We start from the raw sequence: 22,044 nt of genomic DNA on the forward strand, positions 1-22,044 counted from the left end.
AAATCCGGGAATCCCATAGCCTTGTGGGAGAGGGTGGCTCGCCGCGATAGCGGCGAGACGGGTGAGCGGTCTCTCTCCGCGTGTGAGTCTCTCGCAACAGAGCTCGCTGAAGCAACCCCTCATCCGGCGCTTCGCGCCACCTTCTCCCACAAGGGGAGAAGGATCGCAGTGTACATTGCAGCTAGTTCAGCGAACCAATCGCTACAACACCACGCGCCGTCCCTCTTCCGCCGCCCAATAGCCGGCATAGTTCACCTTGATCGTCTCGTACGCCAGCGCGAGGTCCGACAGCGGCTGGCGTCCCGTGGCGGCGCATTCCATGAAATCCTGAATCTCCTGGAGATAGCCGCGCGTCCATTCCTCCTCAAGGCAGACATATTGCCAGCCGGTTTTGCGGTCGACCTTCTCGGTGATGTAGACAGAGGCGAGCTTCTCCTCGCTGGTCTGGTAACTCATCAGATGCGTGTTGGGGGTGATGTTGGCGAACAACGAGCCGCCGCTGGTGTAGGTCTCGATCAGATTGCGCACGCCGCCCATGATCATGTCGCCGGAGAACACCGTGGCCTTGGTTCCGTCGGAGAAGGTCGCCGTCAGCGTGCCCCAATCCTCGACATCGACCGGATTGGCCTTGATGTAGGTCCGCTCCTCCGGCTTGAGACCAGCCGTGACGTTGCCGACATCGCCGGTGACGCTTGCAACCTTGATGGTCTCGCCACGCGCCTTCGCTTCGACCTGCTTGAGATAGAGCACGGCCGAGAGCGGATGGCAGCCCATCCGGATCAGCGAGCCGCCGCCGGTCATCGCCCATTGCGCGGCATGCGCCGCGTGCGAGCCGGAATGGCTCTCCTCGCCCTTCATGAACAGGATCTTGTCCTTTGTCGCCTTGAGGATCTCGGCGGTCTTGGTCACGGCTGGCGCGTAGATCCAGTCCTCGGCATACATGAAGAGTTTGCCGGTGCGCTCGATCGCGGCGCGGGTGGCGTTCATCTCCTCCAGCACGCGTTCATACATCAGCGCCTTCGGCACGTGCTTGCCGATCGGCTGCTTGTCACCGTTACGGCCGAAATAGCCGGCAAACGGCTTTTCGCAGATGACGTGCTTGCCGGCTTGCATGCTGGAGACGATCATCCCGGCATGAAGATTGGGTGGCGTGCAGATATCGATGACATCGAGCGCGCGGTCTGCGATCAATTCCGCAAAACTGCGATAGACCCGCGGGATGTCATGACGGGCAGCAAATTCGACGACGTGATCGCCGCGCGCAGCGACCGCCGCAACCTCGACGTCGACGCCGTAGACGCGCCGGAACGCATGCATATGCAGCTCCGACACGAAACCGCAGCCGACGAGTCCGACCTTGATCCTTGCCATAGCGCTCCCCGCCCCTTGCTTTGGGCGGCACTATAGCGCGCTCGCAAGCCTATTCCACCGAGACCCGCACCACGCCTGCGCTCATCATGCCGAGCGCGCGGGCGGCGGGCACCGAGAGATCGACGATGCGGCCGCGGATGAAGGGACCGCGATCATTGACGCGGCATTGAATCGTCCGCCCGCTGTAGGACACCCTGAGCACGCTGCCGAACGGACGCGTCCGGTGCGCGCAGGTCAGCTCGCCATTCCTCGCGGCCTTCCCGTATCCGTAATATGAGGCAAGTCCGCTTTCGGCGTGGGCGATGGAAAATGCAGAAAGCGAGAAAGTGGTCAGACAATACAATAGTGTCGGCTGCGCTCGCACGGCACCGCTCCCGATTGGCCCTGGCCCGCGCGGCAACGCCGCCCGGTTCCACTTGGTTCCGGGAACTGCCGGGCGATGCCCGGCAGTGCCATCACACATTGTTACTGTTTGTGAAAGACCAGCGTGCGCACCTCGATGCTCTCGCGGGGCGCAGCATCGGCCGGCGTGGTCGGATCGACGAAGGCGGTGTGCGGAGCGAAACGGGTGCGGCCGTCGGTTGCTGAATCATAGCATTTGAGCAGCAGCGCCTCGTCCGCCGTCATCTCCGGAAAATAGAACCAGCGATGGTTCGGATTGTATTTTACCGAATAGGTTTCGCCGCGACGATTGGGATAGATCAGGTCTGAGGCGACGAGATCGTCGGGAGAAACCGTGGTGCCATCGACCATCGCGAGCGGTGAATCGCGCAAGGGACCGCGGATCGGCCGCCAGAGATTGATCACCTGGACGCGGCCCTTGAGCAGCTCCTCGGCTTCGTCCGGCAGATGCTCGCGTACACGGTTGGCGCCGGAGACGGCGGTCTGGTCGACATGGACGCGCGTCGCGGGCTGGCGTGGGCCACCGTCGCGAATATCCGGAGCACCCTCGACGCGCTTGCGCACGGTGTGGTCGAATATGAAAACGCGATCGGCCTTCAGTGTCGCGCGCAGGAAGGCCTCGACGGCGGGGTAGTAGACGGTGCGGATTTCCTCGTCGTTGTAAAAGTCCTTCACCTGGTTGGGATGGCGTACCAGCGCAAAACCTTCGCGATCGAGCGAGACATTGTCCGCAATCAGCCGCGCATCGAAAATCGGGACCTGATGCGGCTCCGGCAGCGAGGTGCTCTTCGGCTCGCCCGGCGGCGGATCGAAGGCATAAGTGCGCGGCTTGCCGGATACCGGCGCGAGGTAGTTGAGTTCAGCTGTGACGAAGGGAAGCGATTCGATTTTTGTTTCTTGCAGGCCCATGGCCGGTCTCCCGATGTGGTCGTCTGAGTGATTTTTGACGGAGTGGGGCGCGGCGCAAGGGAGGTGGTGCAAATAGAAATGTCGATGTTGCTGCGTGTGTGAAATGCAGAACGAACATTTCGAGGAAGGCTCTGCGTGCGTTGCTTCCCTTCTCCCCTTGAGGGAGAAGGTGGCGCGAAGCGCCGGATGAGGGGTATGCATCCGCGAGTTCAAGATGTCAGAAATGTGATTGCGGACAGAACCCCTCACCCGTCTCGCCGCTGCGCGGCGAGCCACCCTCTCCCACAAGGGGAGAGGGAAAGTGCTCGCTACAACCCCGCCTTCGCGATGGCATCCGCAAAAGATCGGTCGACGATCTCGGCAGCAACGAGCTTCTGCTTGATCAGGCCCCAGCGGAAGTAGAGATCAATCGTGCTCTGCTCGTCCGCGACCACGCCGTCGTCGATCGGCGCGATGCGGATCTTTGCGCGCGAGAGCCAGTTCTGCGGGACCGCGGTCGGGATGTTCATCAGCTTGCCCCAGGTCTCGGCATAACCGTTGGCATTGGTCAGCGACCACGCGCGCGCTACGGTGAGGCGGCGGATGAAGTCGGTCAGCTCTGCGCGCTTGTCGCGGATCGCGTCGGGCCGCGCCACCTGGAAGCTCAGGCCCGGCGTCAGGCCCTCCGAGGTGATGATGCGGCGTGACTTGAACAGCACCTCCTCCTGGCTGACGTAAGGCTCCCAGGTCGACCACGCATCGACGGAGCCTTGCGTGTAGGCGATCTTGGCGTCCGACGGCGCCAGGAACGCGATCTGCACGTCGTTCGCAGCCCAGCCGTTCTTTTCGAGCGCGGCCAAAATCAGCTGATGCCCGATCGAGCCGCGGCCGGTTGCTATCTTCTTGCCGCGGAGATCGGCGAAGCTCTTGATCGGCGAATTTTCGGGCACGAGAATCGCGAGCCCTTCGCGCGTCTGCCGGATCGCGGCGATCGCCTTCACGGGCGCGCCGGAGGCGGCGGCGAACGTGAAGGGAGCATCGCCCACGAGCCCGGTCTCGATCGCACCGGCGCTGAGCGCTTCCAGCAGCGGCGCGGCCGCCGGAAATTCCTTCCACTCGATCTTGTAGGGCACATCCTTCAATACGCCTGCCGCTTCCATCACGGCCTGCGAATTGCCCTTCTGGTCGCCAACGCGCAGCGTGGTCTGCGCAGCTGCGAGATGGGCACCCGCAAATGCGAGCGCTGCAGCAATGATGAACCGGATCATTCCGCCGCGATCCCCCGCTGCTGGTCGCGTTCGGCGATCAGCTTGCGCGTCAGCGGGATCAGCTCGCGGCCATAGTCGATGGCATCGGGAAGCGGATCGAAGCCGCGGATCAGGAAATGGCTGACGCCGAGATCGTAATAGTCGGCGAAGACCTCGGCGACCTGCTCGGGCGTGCCGACCAGCGCGGTCGTGTTGCTGTTGGCACCGGTGAGTTTTGCGATCTCGGTCCACAGCCGCTTGTCGATGCGCGCGCCCTGGTCGGCCGCTGCCAGCAGCCGCTTGGCGCCCTCGGTGGCGTGATTGGGCCGGCGATAGCCGGTCTGGTCCTGCAGCGCGGTGGCGCGATCGAGAATCGCCTCGGCCTTCTGCCAGGCCTTTTCCTCGGTGTCGGCGAGGATCGGCCGTACCGAGAGGCTGAAGCGGGGGCTCGGCCGCCCGTGCTTCGCGGCTGCCGCACGCACGCGCGCAGTGACGTCGCGCACCTGCGCATAGGATTCACCCCACAACGCAAAAGTGTCGGCATGCTTGCCCGAGACCTCGATCGCGGCATCGGAGCCGCCGCCGACGAAGGTGTAGATGCCGCCCTTCTGCAGCGGCTTCACCTGCGAAAAGCCGTTCTCGACAGTGTAGTACTTGCCGCTGTAGTTGAACGGCTTCTCGCTGGTCCATTCCAGCCGCACGACGTCAAGGAATTCGCTGGTGCGGGCATAGCGCTCGTCCTTGTCGTCGAGCGTGTTGCCGTCCTGCCTGAGCTCGATCGCGTTGCCGCCGGTGATGACGTGCAGCGAGACGCGGCCGCCGTAGAGCTGATCGAGCGTGGCAAGCTGGCGTGCCAGCAGCGTCGGCGCGGTGAAGCCCGGGCGCTGCGCGATCATCACCTTGAGATTCTTGGTGATGGTCAGCACGTGCTGGGCGATCTGAAGCGCGTCAGGCGTGGTCGAATGAAACGCGAGCAGCGCGCGGTCGAAACCGGCATGCTCATGCGCCTTCGCCACCGTCTCGATATAATGCGGATCGAGCACCGGCCCCTGGCGCACGATGGTCTCGGAAGCGTTGCTGTTTGCGACAAAGCCGATGAACTCGACCGACATCAGGGAACTCCATATGTTGATTGAACAGGTTGATTGGTCAGATGCCGAGCGCGATGCGGCCGGCGGAGATTTTCGTGCTGTCGTCCTGTGGCGTGTGGACGCGACCGCAGAGCACATCACGGTAATGCCGCTCCAGCGGATTTTTGCGCGACAGGCCATGATTGCTGGTCAGCGACAAGGCGTCCTCCACTGCGGCCACGGCATTATTGGTCACCGTCAGCTTGATGATGTTGGATTCGATCGCGCTGACCTGCAAGCCGTCGTCGAAATCGGAGGCGAAACTCCCGATCAAACGTGCGTTGACCGCGAGCCGCGCCTCGATGCCGCCGAGGATCTCCTGGGCGCGCGGCAAGGTCGCCAGCGCTGCGCCGAGACTGGCCGGCGCCCGCGTCTTCAGGAAGGTCACCAGCCAGTCGCGCGCCGCACGGGCGATGCCGTCATAGATCGCGGCGACGAAGATGGTGTGGACGGTCGCCTGCGCAACGTCGGGCGCGCGCCAGTCAGCGGGCTTGCGGACATCGACCTCGGCATCAAGCGGGATCACGACGTCGTCGAAGATGACGTCATGGCTACCACTGGCGCGCAGCCCGTGGTGGTCCCAGGTCTCGACAATACGGATTCCCGGCAGGCCCGCCGGCACCAGGAACTGGCCGACACGCGGCTCGGCCTCGTCGGTCCGGGCCCAGACCAGATACCATTTCAGGATCGGCGCACCGGTCGAATAGATCTTGTGGCCGGTGAGGCGCCAGCCGGTCTCGGTGCGCCGCGCGATCGTCGCCGGCAAGCCGCCGCGCGCGGGTGAGCCAAGCTCGGGCTCGACGCGGAGCGCATTGACGAGCGCGAGCCCTTCGACGGTTTCCTGTGCGAGCTTGCGCGACAGCCGTATCGGCCAGGTCGGGCTTCGCGCCATCACCAGATGATTGATGTAATGCATCGACAGCACCAGCGCCGTCGACGAACAGGCTTTGCCGACGATGCCGAGCACGCGCGCGGTATATCGCGCGCCCGCGCCGGCACCGCCGAACGCCGCAGGCACGGTCAGCGACAGCAGGCCTGCCTCGGAGAGCTCGCGAAAGTTCTCGAACGGAAAACTGCCGGTGCGGTCATGTTCGGCCGCACGCGCAGCAAAGCCTTCGGCCAGGGCTTCAGCACGCGCGATGTAGTCGGTTTCGCTATGGGCCGTGCGCCCTTTGGCCGCGGACGTCACCATGTGGCATCCAATCCCAGGAGACCTAGAATCTGACGGCGCAGATCGGCGAGATACGGGTCGCCGCGATGACGCGGATAGGGCCGGTCGACGCGGATGTCGGCCTTCACTCGCGCGGGACGCTCGCTGAAGACGATGACGCGGTTGGCGAGCACCAGCGCCTCCTCGGCATCATGCGTGACAAGGAGCGTGGTAAAACCCTTGCGCTGCCACAGCGACACCAGCTCGGCCTGCATGGTGATGCGGGTCAGCGAGTCCAATTTTCCCAGCGGCTCGTCCAGGATCAGGATTTTGGGATCGTTGACCAGCGCACGCGCCAGCGCGACGCGCTGCGCCATGCCGCCGGAGAGCTGATGCGGATAGGCGGTGCGGAAGTCCGATAGCCCGACGAGATCGAGCGCGGCATCGACGCGGTGGCGCTGGCTCTTCAAAATGCCCTGGGCTTCCAGCCCCAGCGCCACATTGTCCCAGACCGTGCGCCAGGGAAACAGCGTCGGGTCCTGGAACACGACGACGCGTGACGGATGCGGACTTCTGATGCGGACCTCGTCCTCGCGCAGCGTTCCCGTTTTGGGTTTGTCCAGGCCGGCGACAAGCCGCAGCAAGGTCGACTTGCCGCAGCCGGACGGCCCGAGTAGCGCGACGAGCTCGCCGGGCTCGACGGCGATGCTGACCTCGCTGAGCACGGGGAGCTCGGCGCCGTCGATGTCGAAGGCGTGGCTGACCTGCTCGATGTCGAGGGCGGCGCCTGCGGCCGCATGTGCGATCGCTTCGGCGAAAGCAGCTTCTACCATTTCACGGTCCCCTTCTGCCAGACCAGCAGGCGGTCGCGGATCGCAAACAGCAGCGTGATCGCGCCGGAGCAGAGCAGCGACATCACGATCAGCGCCGCATACATGTTGGCGTAGGCGGCCCAGCCCTGGGCCCATTGCAGGTACCAGCCGAGCCCGGCCTTGACGCCGATCATCTCGGCGACAACCAGCACGGCAAAGGACGCGCCGAGCCCCATGAACAGGCCGACGAAGACATGCGGCAGCGCCGCGGGGATCGCGACCTTCAGCACCAGGAAGGATGGTTTTGCGCCGAGCGTGCGCGCGACGTCGTAATAGGCCGTGCTGACGCTCGCGACGCCCGACCAGGTCAGCACCGTGACGGGGAATCCGGTGGCCAGCGCGATCAGGAAGGTCGAAGCACTCCAGCTCGACGGAAAGGTGAAGAAGGCAATCGGCAGCCAGGCGGTCGCCGGCAGCGGGCCGATGAAGCGCAGCACCGGATGCACCCAATAGCCGACAGCACGCGACCAGCCGATCGAGACGCCGGTCAAAAAGCCGATTGTGGCGCCGATGAGATAACCGCCGAGCTGAAGCTTGACCGAGGCGAACACGCTGTCGAGCAGCTTTGGCAGATCGTCGGTATAGACCTCGATGATGGATTGCGGCGGCGGAAAGAACGGCAGCGGCAGCCAGGCAAATTTGGCGGTCGCGACCTCCCACAAGGTCAGAAAAGCTCCGAGCGCAATGAGCCATGGCGCGCGCTGGCGCAGGGCCCGGCCGGCCGGGCCGAGATAGTCCGCGCCGACGGTCCCGAACAGGGCGATGGCGGCGATGACGAAGGCGGCGATGCCGAGCGAATGCGTACGCGACCAGTCGCCGACGTCCTCCCACCACAGGCAGGAGAGACCGAAGGCGATCCAGGCGGCGCTGGCGGCCACGCCCGCACCGGATTCCTGGACCCAGGTCGCAAGCCACGGCGCGTGCGAGGTGCGCGGCGCGCCGGACGCGAGCCCGTCAGACAGAGAATACGTCGACATAGATCCGCTCCGCAAATTTGGTCGTGTCGGTGCTCTGCTTGAAGACCTGCACGCTCTTGAGATCGTCGGCATAGGCCTTGAGCTCGCGCTTCAGCACCTCCCCCGTGGGCTGATGATGATGCGTGTGGTAGCGCACCATGCCCTCGATATCGGCGAGCGTTGCGGCCTTCGGTGCGTAGGGCTGGAACGACTTGGCCGCCAGCGACGGGTTCTGCGAGGTGAACATCGCGGCGTCGAGCAGCGCCTGGGTGATGGCGCGGGCGACCTGCGGCTCCTCGCGCACCAGGCTGCCGCGCAGGCCCACGATGCAGCAGCTCTTGTCGCGATAGTCGCCGTCGAGATTGGAGGCGACCTCCTTGTACTGGGTGTCCTTCAACCAGAGATAGGCCAGCGGATCGGACGACAGGAAGGCCTGCACCTCGCCCTTCTCGACCGCGACGTTGAGGAGGTTGCCGGGATAGGCACGCCAGTCGACGTCCTTGTTCGGATCGATGCCGAGTTTTGCAAGCTGGATCGAGAAGAAATTCTTGTCGGGCCCGGCGAGATCGCCGACGGCGACGCTTCTGCCCTTGAGATCGGCAAGCCTGGTCACGCCGGAATCGGCGCGGCTCAGCACGCGCATGCAGCCGCCATGGGTGCCGGCGGCGATCTTGACGTCAAAGCCCTGCTCCAGCGGCTTCAGCCAGCGCAGCGCCATGCCCAGCCCGGCATCGCTCTTTCCGGTGGCGATCGCCTCGAGCAGTTGATCGGTCGAGCCGGAATAGTTGACGAGTTCGACGTCGAGATTCTGTTTTTGGAAGAAGCCGTGCTCGATCGCGACCGGCAGGGGCGCAAGACAGACCGCGCCGGCATTCCACGACAGTTTCAGCTTGCGCGGCGCGCCTGATAGCACCGGGCCATCCGCAGCCGTGCGGCACAGCGGGAATTCCGAGAGGTCGACGCCGGATCCGATTGCCTGCGGCGCAAAGGCCTGCGCGCCCAGTGCGCCGAGCGGCGCGGCGAAGGCCGCCGCAAGCCCCGCCTGGAGCAAGTGGCGCCGGTCGAGCCCCGATCCACCGCGCTTGTTGTCGTTGTTCATCGGCCTCTGGCTCCTGTGCTGGCATGGCTCCGCCGCATGTACAACGGTTCGCGTTGCGCACATTTCCTGCGGAGCTGCGTTGAGAGAAAATCTTTCCGTCGGCGCTTCGCGCGCCGCGTTGATGCGATGCGCAAATCATGCGGCGCGTTCCTCGCACCGTCAATGAAATGGAATTTCGAATGTTGCGCGAAGCGAAGACATTCTCTCCACCGGCGCGCGCGAGAACGATGAAACGATTTTCGCCGAAGCACCGGCCCGCGCTTCGTATCACGACTCCGTCACCCGCATCATTTTCGCGCGATTTCGTGCGCGTGCACGGCGTGTTCTCGAAAGCGGTCATTCGCTGAAACGTCCTTGCCCGGCGCGCGCGCAATACGGTTGGCCATTTCATTGACTGCGCATCGCGCGCTCATAGACTTGATCGTCCAGCTGCATCGTTCGCTCGCGCGTCGTGAGCATGGCAAAAAAGACAGATCAACAAGACAGGCCACATGAGCATCAATTCCCACGATCGTTCCATCACGCGCCGGTTGGCATTCTCGCTGTTTGCTGCCGCCGTCACCTTGTCGACGGCGGCGTCGTCGTTCGCGGCCGACACGGCCGTGCTCCGCGTCGGCGACCAGAAGGGCGGCAACCGCTCGCTGCTGGAGATTTCAGGCTTTGCGAAAGACCTGCCCTACAAGATCGAATGGTCGGAATTCCCGGCGGCCGCGCCGATCCTGGAAGCGCTCAACGCCGGCGCGCTCGACGTCGGCTACACCGGCGATCTCTCCTTCCTGACAGTCTATGCCGCCGGTGCGCCGATCAAGGCGATCGGCGGCACCAGGTCGGACGCGAAAACGCAAGCGATCCTGGTGCGCCAGGATTCGCCGATCAAATCGGCCGCCGACCTCAAGGGAAAGCGCCTCGCCGGCACGCGCGGCGGCTGGGGACAGTTCCTGATCGACGCGACGCTGGAGAAAGCACAGATCAGGATCGAGGATGCGACCTTCGCGCCGCTCGGCCCCGTCGATGCCAAGGTCGCGCTGGTGGCCGGCTCGATCGACGCATGGGCGGTGTGGGAGCCCTATGTCTCGTTCGCAACGCTAAAGGACAAGGCGCGCGTGATAGCCGACGGCGAAGGCCTGACGCCGACCATCACCTTCATCGTCGCCTCCGACAGCGCCATCGCCACCAAGCGCGCGGCGGTGCAGGACCTCGTGCAGCGGCTGAACAAGGCGCGGCTCTGGTCGCTGGATCACCTCGACGAATATGCCAGGAGCACGGCCGAGCTGACCAAGCTGCCCGAGGACGTGCTGCTGTCGGCCTACGCTGCACAGCGCACCAGCCCGATTCCGATCGACGAAAACGTCGTGAAGGAGGTGCAGGAAGCATCCGACCGTTCGACGCGCTACGGCATCCTGCCGAAGACGCTCGACGTCAGCAAAGCCGTCGACCGCAGCTTCACCGCCGCGGCCGCAGGATCGAACTAGCGCGGAGGCGGCGAGATGCGCAGGCTTCGTCTCAAGGCCGGCCCGCTGCATCTCGCCGCAATCGTGCTCGCCCATCTCGCCTGCATGAGCTTGATCGTGTGGCTGTCGCTCTAGAGCATGATCCGGAAGACTGTGAAGCGGCTTTCCGAAAGATCGTATGCCCAAGCAAAAAGCTCTTACCAGTACCCGCCGTAATACGGGCGCGGCCGGTAGTAGCCGTAATACGGACGGTAGGGCCGATAGTATCGCGGATAGGCCGTCCCGTAGCCGTAACCGTAATAGGCCGGCGCATAGCCGTAGCCCGGTCCCGGATATCCGTAGCCATAGTACGGCCCACCGCCGTAATAGCCGTAGGGACCGCCGCTGGCGATGGCGCCGCCGATGATCGCGCCGGCAGCGAGGCCGCCGAGCCCCCATCCAAAGCCGCGGCCACGCCAGTAGACCGGCGTGACGTCATCGCCGGCCGCGGCCTTCATGGTCGCGACATTGGTCGGCAGCGGGGCCGCTGTCGCCTGCCCCAAATGGCCAGCCACGACCGCAGCCGTGAGCGAACAGGCAATTGCCGTTTTCCAGATCGTCATCGTCTCACCTCCTGACTGACGTTTCGGTTTGGAAAGTGATCCGGGCGCCATGATTCAGGCATCCCAGCGTTAAGTCAAAGCCTCGAGCTTGCGTGCAGCGCACAAGATGCCGCACCTGCCTGAAATGTGATCATCCGCGATGCCGAGATGACACCGGGACGACGGCGCGGGAGAGTTGAGATCGGCGGCAAAGCGTTAAGCTTTCCATGTGTTCGCAACCAACAAGCACCTTCCCGATTTACTATTCGTACCGTTACTATCGGTTCCAATGGTGCGCGGCCGGAAGGCACTTCGCGAGAGCCCGAGCTTGCGCCGGACGAGTGGGAGGATGACATGAGTGCCGCCGGAAATGAGCCGCTTGCCCGCCAGGCTTTGGCGTTTGTCCTGGCCGGTGGTCGCGGCAGCCGGCTGCTGGAATTGACCGACCGGCGCGCCAAGCCCGCGGTCTATTTCGGCGGCAAATCCCGCATCATCGATTTCGCGCTGTCGAATGCGGTCAACTCCGGCATCCGCCGCATCGCGGTCGCCACCCAGTACAAGGCGCACAGCCTGATCCGGCATCTTCAGATGGGCTGGAACTTCTTCCGTCCCGAGCGCAACGAGAGTTTTGACATCCTGCCTGCGAGCCAGCGCGTCTCGGAGAGCATGTGGTATGTCGGCACGGCGGACGCGATCTACCAGAACATCGACATCATCGAGTCGCACAACGCTCGCTTCATCGTGGTGCTCGCCGGTGATCATATCTATAAGATGGATTACGAGGTGATGCTGCGGCAGCATGTCGACAGCGGCGCCGACGTCACGGTCGGCTGCCTCGAAATGCCCCGCGCGGAATCAAGCGGCTTCGGCATCATGCATATCGACGAGAACGGCTGGATCCAGCAGTTCCTCGAGAAGCCCAAGGATCCGCCGCCGATGCCGGGCAAGCCGGATGTCTCGCTCGCCAGCATGGGCATCTACGTGTTCGACTCGAAATTCCTGTTCGACCAGCTCAAGCGCGACGCCGAGGATCCGCACTCCAACCACGATTTCGGCAAGGACATCATCCCCTACATCGTCAAGAACGGCCGCGCCATCGCGCATCAGTTCTCGACCTCCTGCGTGCGCACCGGCACCGAACCGCGCTCCTACTGGCGCGATGTCGGAACGGTTGATGCATACTGGGCCGCCAATATCGACCTCACCGACGTGGTGCCGGAGCTCGATCTGTTCGACCGCGCCTGGCCGATCTGGTCCTATTCGGAGATCACGCCGCCCGCGAAATTCGTCCACGACGAGGAGAGCCGGCGCGGTTACGCCGTCAGCTCGCTGGTTTCTGGCGGCTGCATCATCTCGGGCGCCTCGCTGCGCCGCTCGCTGCTGTTCACCGGCGTGCGCATCAACTCCTATGCCAATGTCGAGAACGCCGTGATCATGCCTTACGTCCATGTCGGGCGCGGCGCGCGGCTGAAGAACGTCGTGATCGACCGCGGCATCGAGATTCCGGAAGGACTTGTCGTCGGCGAGGATCCCGAGCTCGACGCCAAGCGCTTCCGGACCACCGAGCAGGGCATCACGCTGATCACCCAGCCGATGATCGACAGGCTCAATACATGACGCCTGTTCGCGTCCTCGCGGTCGCTTCTGAAGTCTACCCCATCGTCAAGACCGGCGGCCTCGCGGATGTCGCCGGCGCGCTGCCGGTCGCGCTGAAGGGGCACGGCGTCGAGATGCGCACGCTGATGCCGGGCTACCCGGACGTGATGCGGCTGCTCGCGGGCGCGGATGAAATCCGGCGCTGGCCGGATTATTTCGGCGGGCCGGGCCGGTTGCTTGCCGGCTCGCACGACGGGCTCGACCTGTTCGTGCTCGACGTGCCGCATCTCTACGCGCGGCCGGGCAACCCCTACGTCACCGCCGAGGGCGTCGACTGGCCGGACAATGGCGTGCGCTTTGCCGCGCTGTCGCGCATCGCAGCCGATATCGGCCACGGTCTCGTCGCGGCCTTCGTGCCCGATGTCGTGCATGCCCACGACTGGCAGGCCGGGCTGGCACCGGCCTATCTGCACTACGATGGCGGGGCGCGCCCCGGCACCGTCATGACCATTCACAACATGGCCTATCAAGGCAAGTTCGACCGCACGCTCGCGGGCGCGATCGGCTTGCCCCAGCATGCGTCGTTCGACGTCCACGGCCTCGAATATTTCGGCGGCATCAGCTTTTTGAAGGCCGGCCTGCAGCTGGCAGATCGCATCACCACGGTGTCGCCGACCTACGCGCATGAAATCCAGAGCGACGAAGGCGGCATGGGGCTCGGCGGCTTGCTGCGCGAGCGCGCCGGCGTGCTGAGCGGCATCCTCAACGGCATCGACACCGAAGTGTGGAATCCGCAAACCGATCCGCATATCGCCTATCGGTTCGGCGCCAAGGAGCTGTCGTTTCGTTCGGCCAACAAGGCGGCGCTGCAGCAGCGGCTCGGCCTCGATCCGCGGCCGGATGCGCTGCTGCTCGGCGTCATCAGCCGCCTGTCGTGGCAGAAGGGGCTCGATCTGCTGCTGGAGTCCATGCCCACCATCCTGGGCAATGGGATGCAATTGGCGCTGCTCGGCAGCGGCGATGCTGAACTGCAGGATCGCTACCAGGGAACCGCACGCGGACATCCGGGCCGGATTGCGGCCGTGATCGGCTATGACGAGGCGCTCGCGCATCTGATCCAGGCCGGCTCTGACGCCCTGATTGTGCCGTCGCGGTTCGAGCCGTGCGGGCTAACCCAGCTCTGCGCCCTGCGCTATGGTGCCGTGCCGATCGTGTCGCGTGTGGGCGGCCTCGCGGATACCGTGAACGAGACGACCGGCTTCACATTCGGGCCCGTGACATCGGCAAATCTCTCGGCAGCGCTGGGGCGCGCGAGCTTCACCTTCCATGACAAGTCCGCGTGGCGGCAATTACAGCTCGCGGGCCTTGCGACCGACGTCTCCTGGCGCAACCGGGCGGGCGAGTACGCGACGCTCTATCGCAACCTGGTGGCATCCCGCGGGCGCAATGCGTAGGCCGGATTAGCGAAGCGTAATCCGCCCTGCGAAAATCAGCCAAACACATACGACGCCATCGCGACGCTTGCGACCTCGTCGACGAAGACGCGCTTGCCGACGTCGCTGCCGGCGGCGCCTGCCGCCACCATCAGCGGCAGCAGATGGTCCTCGCGCGGGTGGGCGAGACGTGCGCTCGGCGCGTTCTCCCAGTCGACCAGCATCGCGTTGCGGCGGGACGCATCCGGGTTGCTGATCGCCTCGTTCAGATAGGCTTCGAAATCATACGAGACGGGCTTGGACTCCGCGCGGCCAAAACCGCGCATGTTGTGATAGGTGAGCCCGCTGCCGACGATCAGAATGCCCTCGTCGCGGAGCGAGGCGATCGCCTGCCCGACCCTGATGTGCTCGGCCGCGTCGTAGCTCGACTTCAGCGACAGCAGCACGATCGGCATGTCGGCGTTCGGATACATCAGGCCGAGCGGCACGAAAGTGCCGTGGTCAAACCCCTGATTGGGATCTTCCCGGCAATGGAGGCCGGCGTGCTTGAGCAGCGCGCTCACCTCCGCAGCGAGCTCGGGCTGGCCCGGCGCCGGATATGTGATGTGATAGGTATGCTCGGGGAAACCGTAATAGTCGTACACCATCGGCGGATGCGCCGACGTCGACACGGTGAAGGCGTCGGCCTCCCAATGGCCGGTGATGACGAGCACCGCCTTCGGCCGCTCGGGAAGAAGCTGCGGCAAACGGCCGAACTCAGCAGCCGTCTTGGCATATTGCACTCGCCTGTCTTCCATAAACGGCCAAGGGCCGCCGCCGTGCGACAAAAACAAGGTCGGTAATCGCGTCATGGATGTCGGCTCGCCTGTTTCACAACATGCGCGTGCGAACGGCCCGCGCGAACGGCGGCGAGCATAGGCAAACCGGTATGGTTAGCAAGCCGTTAACGGTTTACCGCCCACAATCCAACCGTGGCCGAAGGAACGGCCAGAAGACAAGTGAGACGTGAGATGAGGAAGTTTGCGCTGGGGGACGTCGTCAACAGTGACAAGGGCCGCCGCGGCGTCGTTCGCGCCGCCTACCGGTCCAGGGAAGGCCAGCAGTTCTATGCCGTCGAGAAGGACGGCGCGATGGACCATCTGGAAGAAGACCGGCTGAGCCCGGCGCCGCGCGTCGAGCTCGCGGCCTAAGTCCAACTCATTTTTTGCTTTCGCTTGCGAGCCGGTCCAGACGCTCTGCCCAAGGGTCGTCGCCGCTCGCAACGCGATCATTCGCGATCAGCAACAGATGATCGCGGTCCGCGGCCGCATCCCAATGCGGCAGCTCTGCGCCGTTGGGGTCGCCGCTCCTGGCGAAGTTGATCCAGTAGGCCCGCATGCGGTTTGCGACCTCGCGGTCGCGTCGCGAGAAGATGCCCGCACCGGGCACGCCCTCCACGCCGAAGATGAACTGCAACTCGCGCCCATGGCCTTCGTCGGGATTGCCGCGCCTGCCTTCCGGCACATAGGCAAAGCGGTAGCGGAAGGTCGGCGCGCCGGTCGCGGCATGAAGCCGGGCGAGCATTCGCACCGGCTCGGAGAAGACCTTGTCGGTGTAGAAGCTCGCCGCAACGTCTGAGGACCTTGCGGCATCGGGATAGAGCTTGCGCAGCTCGTCGATGCTCTCGCCCGACGCGGACAGCATCTCCTTGACCTCCAGCTCGCTGTCGTAACGCGTCTCGTCGTCGTTCGAGCCGATGATCAGGGGAATGCGGCTCTCATGTCCTGCCGCAAATCCCGCGGCAATGTCTTCTGTCACCAGATCTCCATCCATCGCCGGCATAAAGCTGCGCGGCGATTTCTCCAGCAGACGCTTCTCACCAGCAAGCAGACGCGCCGGTTCGACGGTGCGCAGATCCGCCTGTTGCCCGAGCGCGGCGACAAATTGCCGGCCTGCGGCCTCGGCCTCCTGCGACGACGGCAGGCGCGCGCGGCCAGGCACGGATTGCAGAATGGCTTTCTGGAAGAGGTCGCGGGATTGGGCGCACAGCATCAGCAGCGCGATCGACGTGGCACCGGCACCGTTGCCGAACAGCGTCACGTTGTTCGCATCGCCGCCGAAGGCCGCGATGTTGTCGTGCACCCAGCGCAGCGCCGCGATCTGGTCCATCAGGCCAAAGTTACCGGAATAGCCGTCCGACAGCGCGGGATGCGTCAGCCAGCCGAGCGCGCCGAGGCGATAATTCACGGTGACCACGATGAGCCCGGCCTGCGCGAGCCTCGCGCCGTCAAACAGCGGATCATTGGCGGTGCCCTTGACGTAACCACCGCCATGGATGAACACCATCACCGGCAGCGGCCCGTCGACGCCGAAGGGACGAAACACGTTGAGCGTGAGGCAATTTTCGCGCGCGGCCGGCAGCGATGGCTGGAGACAGGGCGCGCCATACTCGTAGGCCATGCTCATCTCCGAACTCTCGGGCAAGGCCTGCGGCGGACGCCAGCGCAGGCTGCCTACCGGCGGCGCTGCATAGGCAAGCCCCTTGAACGATGCCACCTCGCCTTCGACGGCGCCGAGCATCTGGCCTTCGCGCGTCAACGCAAATGGAAATTGCCCAACCGGCTGGGCCACGGCCCTGCCGGTGCAGAGCAATGCAAAGGCTGCAATGAACGCAAGCAGGGACCGCATCTTCAGGGGATCTCGATGCGCGAATTGTTCCTCGGCAGGTTACGTCCGAGCCCCGCAGTGAGGCAAGCGCTGTGGCGGGAGCTAGTCGCCCCTGGCAATAATCTCCGCCAGCGCGCGCCGTGCGATGATGCCGAGCTCGCCGAGCGTGGAGTGGCCGGATCGCGCCGCCTCGATCAGGCGCTCGGCGATGAACCTGCGGCTGTCGTGATCGCCGCCATGCGGCAATTGGCGGCACGTCTCCTCCAGGACGACGTCCATGTTGGCTTTGGTTCGCTCACTCAACTCTGTCATGACGCCCTGGCTTGTAGCCGCAAGCATACACAGACGGATCGTGCATGATTATCCGGGCAATCACGGCCATGGTGCATCGCGATGCGTGCATTGACGCAAGCTTCGCGCCGCCACGATGACGCCGCAAACGGGACTACCGAAGATTGCACCTGCTCTGATGACAAGCCGGGCCTGCGGCGCTAGCCTGCCGGCAAAATAAAATACACGGGAGGAATACCATGCCGGACGCAATGGTCGCCGCACGTGAGTCCAAGGCGGCGAGTGGAACAGCTCAACAGGTCGATGTTGCCGTGGTTGGCGCCGGATTTGCCGGCCTCTATCTACTCCATCGCCTGCGCAAGGCCGGCCTCTCCGCCGCCGGTCTCGACGAAGCCGGCGACGTCGGCGGCACCTGGTACTGGAACCGCTATCCCGGTGCGCGCTGCGATATCCAGACCATCGACTACAGCTACACGTTCGATCCGGAACTCGACAAGGTCTGGACCTGGTCGGAGAAATACGCCACCCAGCCCGAGATCCTGCGCTATCTCGGCTTCGTCGCGGACCGCTACGACCTGCGCCGCGACATCCGCTTCAAGACCAAGGTCACCGAAGCCAAGTGGGACGAGACGGCCGAGCGCTGGCAGCTCACCACCGACAATGGCGCACCGGTCTCCTGCCGCCATTACATCATGGCCACCGGCTGCCTCTCCGCGCCAAAACCGCCGGAGATCGACGGCGTCGGGGATTTCAAGGGCGAGGTCTATTTCACCGGACGCTGGCCGCATGACGGCGTCAATCTCGCCGGAAAACGCGTCGCCGTGATCGGCACGGGATCGTCGGCCATCCAGTCGATCCCGCTAATTGCCGAACAGGCCGCGCTTCTGACCGTGTTCCAGCGCACGCCGAATTTCGCGCTGCCTGCGCATAACGGCCCCTCGCCGGCCGATCGCAGGGACCTGTTCCAGAGCGACCGCGCGGCCTATCGCGAGCAGGCGCGCCAGTCGATGGCCGGCGTGCCCTACCCGCAGCAGACGGCGGTGAGCTGGCAGCTCAGCGACGCCGAGCGGCGCGAACGCTTCGAGGTGGCCTGGGGCAAGGGTGACCTCGTCTATATCCTCACGCAGCTCTGGGCCGACCAGGGCGTCGATTTCGACGGCAACAAGCTGATCTGCGATCTCATTCGCGAGAAGATCTCGGCGGCCGTGAAGGATCCGGAGACGGCGGCAGCGCTGATGCCGCACGATCATCCCTTCGGCGCCAAACGTCCCTGCCTCGATACCAACTACTACGCGACCTACAACCGGCCGAACGTCACGCTGGTCAATCTGCGCCAGGAGCCGATCAAGGCAGTCACCGCAGGCGGCATCACCACCGGCAAACGCAACGTCGACGTCGACGTCATCGTGTTTGCGACCGGCTTCGACGCCATGACCGGCGCGATCCGCGCCGTGCATCCGATCACGGGGCGCGGCGGCAAGTCGCTCAGCGGTGTCTGGGCGCAGGGGCCGCAGAGCTATCTCGGTCTCACGGTCGAGGGCTTCCCGAACTTCTTCATGATCACCGGACCCGGCAGCCCGTCGGTGCTGTCGAACATGGCGGTCTCGATCGAGCAGCATGTCGACTGGGTCGTCGACCGCCTCGCCGCATTGCGCGACGCCGGCTTCACCACGATCGAGCCGACCGTGACGGCGCAAGCCGGCTGGGGCCGGCACATGGCCGACTGCTCGATGGTGACGCTGCACCGGCTCGCCAACACCTGGTACACGGGCGCCAACGTGCCCGGCAAGGTGCAGGGCCTGATGCCCTACACCGGCGGCGTCGGCCCCTATCGCAGCATCTGCGACGAGGTCGCGAGCCGCGGCATGCTCGGCTTCAGGCTCACCGGCCCCAACGTCGCCGCGCAATGCAATGACGGCGAGGTGGTGCGGCTGCAGCCGGACGTGCGGCTGGTGCTGAACCTGCTGGCGTCGCTGAACCTGCCGCCGATCGAGTCGATGGGCGCGATCGGCGCGCGTGCCTTCGTCAACGAGTTCAACAAGGGCCGGCCTGCGGGACGGCTGATCGGCGACATCGCCGACGGCACCCTGCCCGGCGCGGATGGCCCGCTGCCTTATCGCGTCTACAAGCCGGCCACACCGGGCCCGCATCAGATCGTGGTCTATTTCCACGGCGGCGGCTGGGTGCTCGGCGACGAGCAGTCGGACGAGCCGTTCTGCCGCGACATGGTGCGGCGAACCGGCATGAGCTTTGTCAGCGTCGGCTATCGCCACGCGCCGGAGCATCGCTTCCCCACCGCGGCCGAGGACGGCTACGCGGCGACGCGCTGGATCGCCGGGCATCTGGCCGAGCTCGGCGGCAAGCCGGATCCGGTGCTGGTGGCAGGCTGGAGCGCCGGCGGCAACATCGCCGCCGTCACCTGCCAGCTCGCGCGCGACCGCGGCGGGCCCGAGATCGCCGGCCAGCTGCTGGTGTGTCCGGTCACCGACTGCAGCTTCGACCGGCCCTCCTACAACGACAATGCGACCGGCTACTTCCTGACGCGATCGTTGATGGACTGGTTCTGGGACCTCTACTGCTCGCCGGCCGACCGCACCGATCCGCGTGTCTCGCCGCTGCGCGGCAAGGTCGCCGGCCTGCCGCCGGCCTTCGTCGTCACCTGCGAGTTCGATCCATTGCGCGACGAGGGGATCGCCTATGCGGAAGCGATGGCGGCCGCCGGCGTCCCGGTCGAGCAGCTGAAAGCCCGCGGCCATTTCCACTCGTCCTTTCCGATGGTGGACGTGGTGATCACTGGCGTCCAGGGCCGGATGCAGATGGCTCAAGCCTTGCGGCGCTTTGCCGGGCTGCCGCCGGAGGTCAGTCGCGGCGACGAGACCGGCCACAGCCATGAAAGCCCGGGGCACAAAATCGCAGCTGCCGCGAGTTAAGCCGCCATCGGCCGGGAACCTTTTCTCGGCCGCCGCGTTACCGAGGCGTGGCATTGAGATGCAGCGATGGGTATGGGCCCCGGCACGGCAGATTGCGTGCTGGGGCTCTTGTTGCGTGAGGCGGGGACGATGGGTGGCGTATCAGTTGAGTCAAAAATCGATTTCAGCGCGCGCGCCGTGCTGCATAAATGGCCGTCACTCGGAAACCAGCGCCGGCCGGACCGCGCGTCCTATCACGTGAGCGAAGGCACGCTCGACGAGTGCATCTCGGCCTTCATGGAAAAGCCCGCACCGACCCGGCATCTCTACGAGATCCACACCGCGCCGCAGCCGCCGCTGGTCACGGACATCCTCTCGCCCGAGCACATCGCGGAGCTGTCGCGGCTGCGGGAATTTCTCTGATTGCCGGTGGGCGAGCGGCTGCACGCGCACGACGAACGTCTTAGCTGCTTCCGCCGACTTGGGTAGGAACCTTCTTCCGGTTTTTCCAGTTAACAGGATCGGAAGCCAATCCAAAGCCAAGACGTGAGCAACTCACATGCTTGAAGCTGGCGCGCAATTCCCGGTCGTGCCATTTGGCGCAGATCAAACCCTGTTCGTGGTGATCGATCGTCTCGACGAAGCGACTGAAATCCGGGTCGAACGAAGCGATCTCGACGCTACGATCAGCGAGCTCGTCGCGGGATGCTTTAACGACCCCATCAAGGTGATCTCGTTCAACACGCTCGAGCACTGGATGAAGGACATCTCGACCGATGTCGCTGATGAGATCCAGGCACGCTGCGGCGCCGATGGCGTGACGCTGCCCGACTACCTCAGCGATTTCGTCGAGAACCATAGCTGACCCGCCTGCCGGCGATGACCTCGATCTCGCGGCGGCGTTCGCCGGCGAAGGTCAGGAGCTTCTCGATCGTCGGCGTATCCGTGATCCGTTTGGCAAGCCGCTCGGCGCGCGCCGCCTGATCTTCGAGATACTGGATCGTGTTCAAGCGCCGTCCCCCCAAAGCCCCGAATTGCCGGGCACCCATGGTGCGGGAGAGCAGCTAACAGCCGGTTAAACGCGAAGCTTCGAAGTCGATCGATTACGCCCTATTGCACCACATCGAGCCGGACATTGGTGATGCCCTTGTCGACCATGCCGAGCGCCTCGGCCGCGGACGGCGAGATGTCGACCACGCGGCCGCGAACGAAGGGCCCGCGATCGTTGACCCTGACGGTCACGGCGCGGCCGGAGGAGACGTCGGTGACGCGCAGCCTGGTGCCGAACGGCAGGCTCGGGTGAGCCGCGGTCAATTCGTTCTTGTCGAACTTCTCGCCGCTCGCAGTTTCCGTGTCCGAATAGAAGCTCGCAACGCCACGCGAGGCCGTAGGCCTTGCGTCCGCGGTCTCGCTGGGAACCCGCACCCGGCTGATCGGCCGCGGATGCAGCGTCGCCACGCGGTGCGGCCGCTCGATCGCGACCTGCCGGCCGGTGCTGGCAAGGTCAGCCTTCTGGCGGCCAACCGGTGATTGCGCGCACGCGGCAAGCGAGGCGGCGCCGATAATGGCGAGCAACAACCGGCTCGAGGTTGCCGGCGAAATCCGGGCCGTTTCGGCAGTAGTTTCTGCACTTGCAAAGCGAGACATGATGCGCCCTCCGAACAACCCCAAGTTTCGGTGGGCAATGAGGGCAGAACCTTGGCTGAACAAAAGCGGCCTTGCGACCGCCAGCGTTTCGCGCCGGCTGTGATGAATCCACCACAGTTAGCTGTCCTGAATCGAAACAGGCTCGCGAAAAATCACCCCGATGCGGCGCGCCAGATGATCGGGCGCGTCTCCGGCCGCGCCTCGCCGCTCGCGACCTCGCCCCTGATGAGCCGCATCAGCTCGCGCCGATAGAGCAGCCGCCAGCCGGTTTTCAGGCTGGCGAGAAAGTCGAGCTCCCGTTGCGTCAGCATGTACATCATGAACTCGGTCAGCTTGCGAGGGCCGCGCCGAATTCGCGGGGGCCCGCTACCTAGC

23 protein-coding genes are annotated in these 22,044 nt (G+C 64.8%); 7 read left to right on the forward strand and 16 right to left on the reverse strand.

Annotated features, from left to right (window positions below):
* Positions 1-201: 201 nt before the first annotated feature.
* From FXB38_RS22025 to FXB38_RS22065, 9 genes are all read right to left on the reverse strand, one after another.
* Entirely contained in the window at positions 202-1,371 is a 1,170-nt protein-coding gene (locus FXB38_RS22025) for a Gfo/Idh/MocA family protein (RefSeq protein ID WP_148753076.1), read from the reverse strand.
* Positions 1,372-1,420: 49 nt separating this feature from the next.
* The gene (locus FXB38_RS22030; protein WP_148753077.1) at positions 1,421-1,735 is read right to left on the reverse strand and encodes a septal ring lytic transglycosylase RlpA family protein; all 315 of its coding nucleotides are present in this window, start codon (positions 1,733-1,735) and stop codon (positions 1,421-1,423) included.
* 101 nt (positions 1,736-1,836) lie between these two features.
* Positions 1,837-2,682: a CmcJ/NvfI family oxidoreductase gene (locus FXB38_RS22035; protein ID WP_148753078.1), complete on the reverse strand. Its 846-nt coding sequence runs from the start codon at positions 2,680-2,682 to the stop codon at positions 1,837-1,839.
* Positions 2,683-2,990: 308 nt separating this feature from the next.
* Positions 2,991-3,929, reverse strand: coding sequence for an ABC transporter substrate-binding protein (locus tag FXB38_RS22040; RefSeq protein ID WP_148753079.1), 939 nt, complete (start codon positions 3,927-3,929; stop codon positions 2,991-2,993).
* Positions 3,926-5,020, reverse strand: a complete 1,095-nt coding sequence (locus FXB38_RS22045) for an LLM class flavin-dependent oxidoreductase (protein ID WP_148753080.1) — start codon at positions 5,018-5,020, stop codon at positions 3,926-3,928. Before FXB38_RS22045 ends, FXB38_RS22040 begins: the two co-directional genes overlap by 4 nt.
* A 37-nt stretch (positions 5,021-5,057) precedes the next feature.
* The gene (locus tag FXB38_RS22050; protein WP_148753081.1) at positions 5,058-6,230 is read right to left on the reverse strand and encodes an acyl-CoA dehydrogenase family protein; all 1,173 of its coding nucleotides are present in this window, start codon (positions 6,228-6,230) and stop codon (positions 5,058-5,060) included.
* Positions 6,224-7,021: an ABC transporter ATP-binding protein gene (locus FXB38_RS22055; RefSeq protein WP_148753082.1), complete on the reverse strand. Its 798-nt coding sequence runs from the start codon at positions 7,019-7,021 to the stop codon at positions 6,224-6,226. Before FXB38_RS22055 ends, FXB38_RS22050 begins: the two co-directional genes overlap by 7 nt.
* Positions 7,015-8,037: an ABC transporter permease gene (locus FXB38_RS22060; RefSeq protein WP_148753083.1), complete on the reverse strand. Its 1,023-nt coding sequence runs from the start codon at positions 8,035-8,037 to the stop codon at positions 7,015-7,017. Before FXB38_RS22060 ends, FXB38_RS22055 begins: the two co-directional genes overlap by 7 nt.
* A complete protein-coding gene (locus tag FXB38_RS22065) occupies positions 8,015-9,115 on the reverse strand; it encodes an ABC transporter substrate-binding protein (protein WP_148753084.1) in 1,101 nt (366 codons plus the stop codon). The genes FXB38_RS22060 and FXB38_RS22065 overlap by 23 nt, the downstream gene beginning before the upstream one ends.
* Before the next feature lie 491 nt (positions 9,116-9,606).
* Between FXB38_RS22065 and FXB38_RS22070 the strand changes: the two genes are divergently transcribed.
* The gene (locus tag FXB38_RS22070; protein WP_148753085.1) at positions 9,607-10,587 is read left to right on the forward strand and encodes an ABC transporter substrate-binding protein; all 981 of its coding nucleotides are present in this window, start codon (positions 9,607-9,609) and stop codon (positions 10,585-10,587) included.
* Between the two features lie 176 nt (positions 10,588-10,763).
* Here the strand turns inward: FXB38_RS22070 and FXB38_RS22075 are convergent, their stop codons facing one another.
* On the reverse strand, positions 10,764-11,168 hold the full coding sequence (locus FXB38_RS22075; RefSeq protein ID WP_148753086.1) for a hypothetical protein: 405 nt from the start codon (positions 11,166-11,168) through the stop codon (positions 10,764-10,766).
* A gap of 333 nt (positions 11,169-11,501) precedes the next feature.
* Between FXB38_RS22075 and glgC the strand changes: the two genes are divergently transcribed.
* On the forward strand, positions 11,502-12,764 hold the full coding sequence (glgC, locus tag FXB38_RS22080; RefSeq protein ID WP_148753087.1) for a glucose-1-phosphate adenylyltransferase: 1,263 nt from the start codon (positions 11,502-11,504) through the stop codon (positions 12,762-12,764).
* A complete protein-coding gene (gene glgA, locus FXB38_RS22085; RefSeq protein ID WP_148753088.1) occupies positions 12,761-14,197 on the forward strand; it encodes a glycogen synthase GlgA in 1,437 nt (478 codons plus the stop codon). The genes glgC and glgA overlap by 4 nt, the downstream gene beginning before the upstream one ends.
* A gap of 35 nt (positions 14,198-14,232) precedes the next feature.
* Here the strand turns inward: glgA and FXB38_RS22090 are convergent, their stop codons facing one another.
* Positions 14,233-15,027 (reverse strand): DODA-type extradiol aromatic ring-opening family dioxygenase, encoded by a 795-nt coding sequence (locus tag FXB38_RS22090; protein ID WP_148753089.1) that lies wholly within the window; start codon positions 15,025-15,027, stop codon positions 14,233-14,235.
* A 159-nt stretch (positions 15,028-15,186) separates the two neighbouring features.
* Here FXB38_RS22090 and FXB38_RS22095 point away from each other — a divergent pair, with 159 nt between their 5' ends.
* Entirely contained in the window at positions 15,187-15,366 is a 180-nt protein-coding gene (locus tag FXB38_RS22095; RefSeq protein WP_148753090.1) for a hypothetical protein, read from the forward strand.
* A gap of 7 nt (positions 15,367-15,373) precedes the next feature.
* Here FXB38_RS22095 and FXB38_RS22100 read toward each other — a convergent pair whose 3' ends face one another.
* Positions 15,374-16,843: a carboxylesterase/lipase family protein gene (locus FXB38_RS22100; RefSeq protein WP_148753091.1), complete on the reverse strand. Its 1,470-nt coding sequence runs from the start codon at positions 16,841-16,843 to the stop codon at positions 15,374-15,376.
* Positions 16,844-16,924: 81 nt separating this feature from the next.
* On the reverse strand, positions 16,925-17,161 hold the full coding sequence (locus tag FXB38_RS22105; protein ID WP_148753092.1) for a hypothetical protein: 237 nt from the start codon (positions 17,159-17,161) through the stop codon (positions 16,925-16,927).
* A 191-nt stretch (positions 17,162-17,352) separates the two neighbouring features.
* Here FXB38_RS22105 and FXB38_RS22110 point away from each other — a divergent pair, with 191 nt between their 5' ends.
* From FXB38_RS22110 to FXB38_RS22120, 3 genes are all read left to right on the forward strand, one after another.
* On the forward strand, positions 17,353-20,043 hold the full coding sequence (locus tag FXB38_RS22110; protein WP_148753093.1) for a flavin-containing monooxygenase: 2,691 nt from the start codon (positions 17,353-17,355) through the stop codon (positions 20,041-20,043).
* 129 nt (positions 20,044-20,172) lie between these two features.
* A complete protein-coding gene (locus FXB38_RS22115; RefSeq protein WP_148753100.1) occupies positions 20,173-20,445 on the forward strand; it encodes a hypothetical protein in 273 nt (90 codons plus the stop codon).
* A gap of 136 nt (positions 20,446-20,581) precedes the next feature.
* Entirely contained in the window at positions 20,582-20,887 is a 306-nt protein-coding gene (locus FXB38_RS22120; protein ID WP_148753094.1) for a hypothetical protein, read from the forward strand.
* Here FXB38_RS22120 and FXB38_RS42890 read toward each other — a convergent pair.
* From FXB38_RS42890 to FXB38_RS42895, 3 genes are all read right to left on the reverse strand, one after another.
* Complete coding sequence (locus FXB38_RS42890; RefSeq protein ID WP_187435054.1) at positions 20,859-21,032, reverse strand: hypothetical protein; 174 nt, start codon at positions 21,030-21,032, stop codon at positions 20,859-20,861. The two genes, FXB38_RS22120 and FXB38_RS42890, sit on opposite strands and share 29 nt — an antisense overlap.
* Positions 21,033-21,132: 100 nt before the next feature.
* Positions 21,133-21,669 carry a septal ring lytic transglycosylase RlpA family protein gene (locus FXB38_RS22125; RefSeq protein WP_148753095.1) on the reverse strand — a complete coding sequence of 179 codons (537 nt, stop codon included), beginning with the start codon at positions 21,667-21,669 and terminating at the stop codon, positions 21,133-21,135.
* A 152-nt stretch (positions 21,670-21,821) separates the two neighbouring features.
* Positions 21,822-21,980 carry a hypothetical protein gene (locus FXB38_RS42895; RefSeq protein ID WP_187435055.1) on the reverse strand — a complete coding sequence of 53 codons (159 nt, stop codon included), beginning with the start codon at positions 21,978-21,980 and terminating at the stop codon, positions 21,822-21,824.
* Positions 21,981-22,044 lie beyond the last annotated feature (64 nt).

The organism is Bradyrhizobium cytisi, assembly GCF_008123515.1.
In the GTDB taxonomy this organism is placed as follows: domain Bacteria; phylum Pseudomonadota; class Alphaproteobacteria; order Rhizobiales; family Xanthobacteraceae; genus Bradyrhizobium; species Bradyrhizobium cytisi.

What these genes read in the sequence shown, in the direction of transcription:
- FXB38_RS22090 (WP_148753089.1), bottom strand. Translation starts at nt 15,027, where the DNA reads ATGACGCGATTACCGACCTTGTTTTTGTCGCACGGCGGCGGCCCTTGG.
- FXB38_RS22055 (WP_148753082.1), bottom strand. Translation starts at nt 7,021, where the DNA reads ATGGTAGAAGCTGCTTTCGCCGAAGCGATCGCACATGCGGCCGCAGGC.
- FXB38_RS22025 (WP_148753076.1), bottom strand. Translation starts at nt 1,371, where the DNA reads ATGGCAAGGATCAAGGTCGGACTCGTCGGCTGCGGTTTCGTGTCGGAG.
- FXB38_RS22045 (WP_148753080.1), bottom strand. Translation starts at nt 5,020, where the DNA reads ATGTCGGTCGAGTTCATCGGCTTTGTCGCAAACAGCAACGCTTCCGAG.
- FXB38_RS22035 (WP_148753078.1), bottom strand. Translation starts at nt 2,682, where the DNA reads ATGGGCCTGCAAGAAACAAAAATCGAATCGCTTCCCTTCGTCACAGCT.
- FXB38_RS42895 (WP_187435055.1), bottom strand. Translation starts at nt 21,980, where the DNA reads ATGCTGACGCAACGGGAGCTCGACTTTCTCGCCAGCCTGAAAACCGGC.
- FXB38_RS22095 (WP_148753090.1), top strand. Translation starts at nt 15,187, where the DNA reads ATGAGGAAGTTTGCGCTGGGGGACGTCGTCAACAGTGACAAGGGCCGC.
- FXB38_RS22065 (WP_148753084.1), bottom strand. Translation starts at nt 9,115, where the DNA reads ATGAACAACGACAACAAGCGCGGTGGATCGGGGCTCGACCGGCGCCAC.
- FXB38_RS22060 (WP_148753083.1), bottom strand. Translation starts at nt 8,037, where the DNA reads ATGTCGACGTATTCTCTGTCTGACGGGCTCGCGTCCGGCGCGCCGCGC.
- glgA (WP_148753088.1), top strand. Translation starts at nt 12,761, where the DNA reads ATGACGCCTGTTCGCGTCCTCGCGGTCGCTTCTGAAGTCTACCCCATC.
- FXB38_RS22105 (WP_148753092.1), bottom strand. Translation starts at nt 17,161, where the DNA reads ATGCTTGCGGCTACAAGCCAGGGCGTCATGACAGAGTTGAGTGAGCGA.
- FXB38_RS22125 (WP_148753095.1), bottom strand. Translation starts at nt 21,669, where the DNA reads ATGTCTCGCTTTGCAAGTGCAGAAACTACTGCCGAAACGGCCCGGATT.
- FXB38_RS22040 (WP_148753079.1), bottom strand. Translation starts at nt 3,929, where the DNA reads ATGATCCGGTTCATCATTGCTGCAGCGCTCGCATTTGCGGGTGCCCAT.
- FXB38_RS22070 (WP_148753085.1), top strand. Translation starts at nt 9,607, where the DNA reads ATGAGCATCAATTCCCACGATCGTTCCATCACGCGCCGGTTGGCATTC.
- FXB38_RS22050 (WP_148753081.1), bottom strand. Translation starts at nt 6,230, where the DNA reads ATGGTGACGTCCGCGGCCAAAGGGCGCACGGCCCATAGCGAAACCGAC.
- FXB38_RS22120 (WP_148753094.1), top strand. Translation starts at nt 20,582, where the DNA reads ATGCTTGAAGCTGGCGCGCAATTCCCGGTCGTGCCATTTGGCGCAGAT.
- FXB38_RS22100 (WP_148753091.1), bottom strand. Translation starts at nt 16,843, where the DNA reads ATGCGGTCCCTGCTTGCGTTCATTGCAGCCTTTGCATTGCTCTGCACC.
- FXB38_RS22075 (WP_148753086.1), bottom strand. Translation starts at nt 11,168, where the DNA reads ATGACGATCTGGAAAACGGCAATTGCCTGTTCGCTCACGGCTGCGGTC.
- glgC (WP_148753087.1), top strand. Translation starts at nt 11,502, where the DNA reads ATGAGTGCCGCCGGAAATGAGCCGCTTGCCCGCCAGGCTTTGGCGTTT.
- FXB38_RS22110 (WP_148753093.1), top strand. Translation starts at nt 17,353, where the DNA reads ATGCCGGACGCAATGGTCGCCGCACGTGAGTCCAAGGCGGCGAGTGGA.
- FXB38_RS22115 (WP_148753100.1), top strand. Translation starts at nt 20,173, where the DNA reads ATGGGTGGCGTATCAGTTGAGTCAAAAATCGATTTCAGCGCGCGCGCC.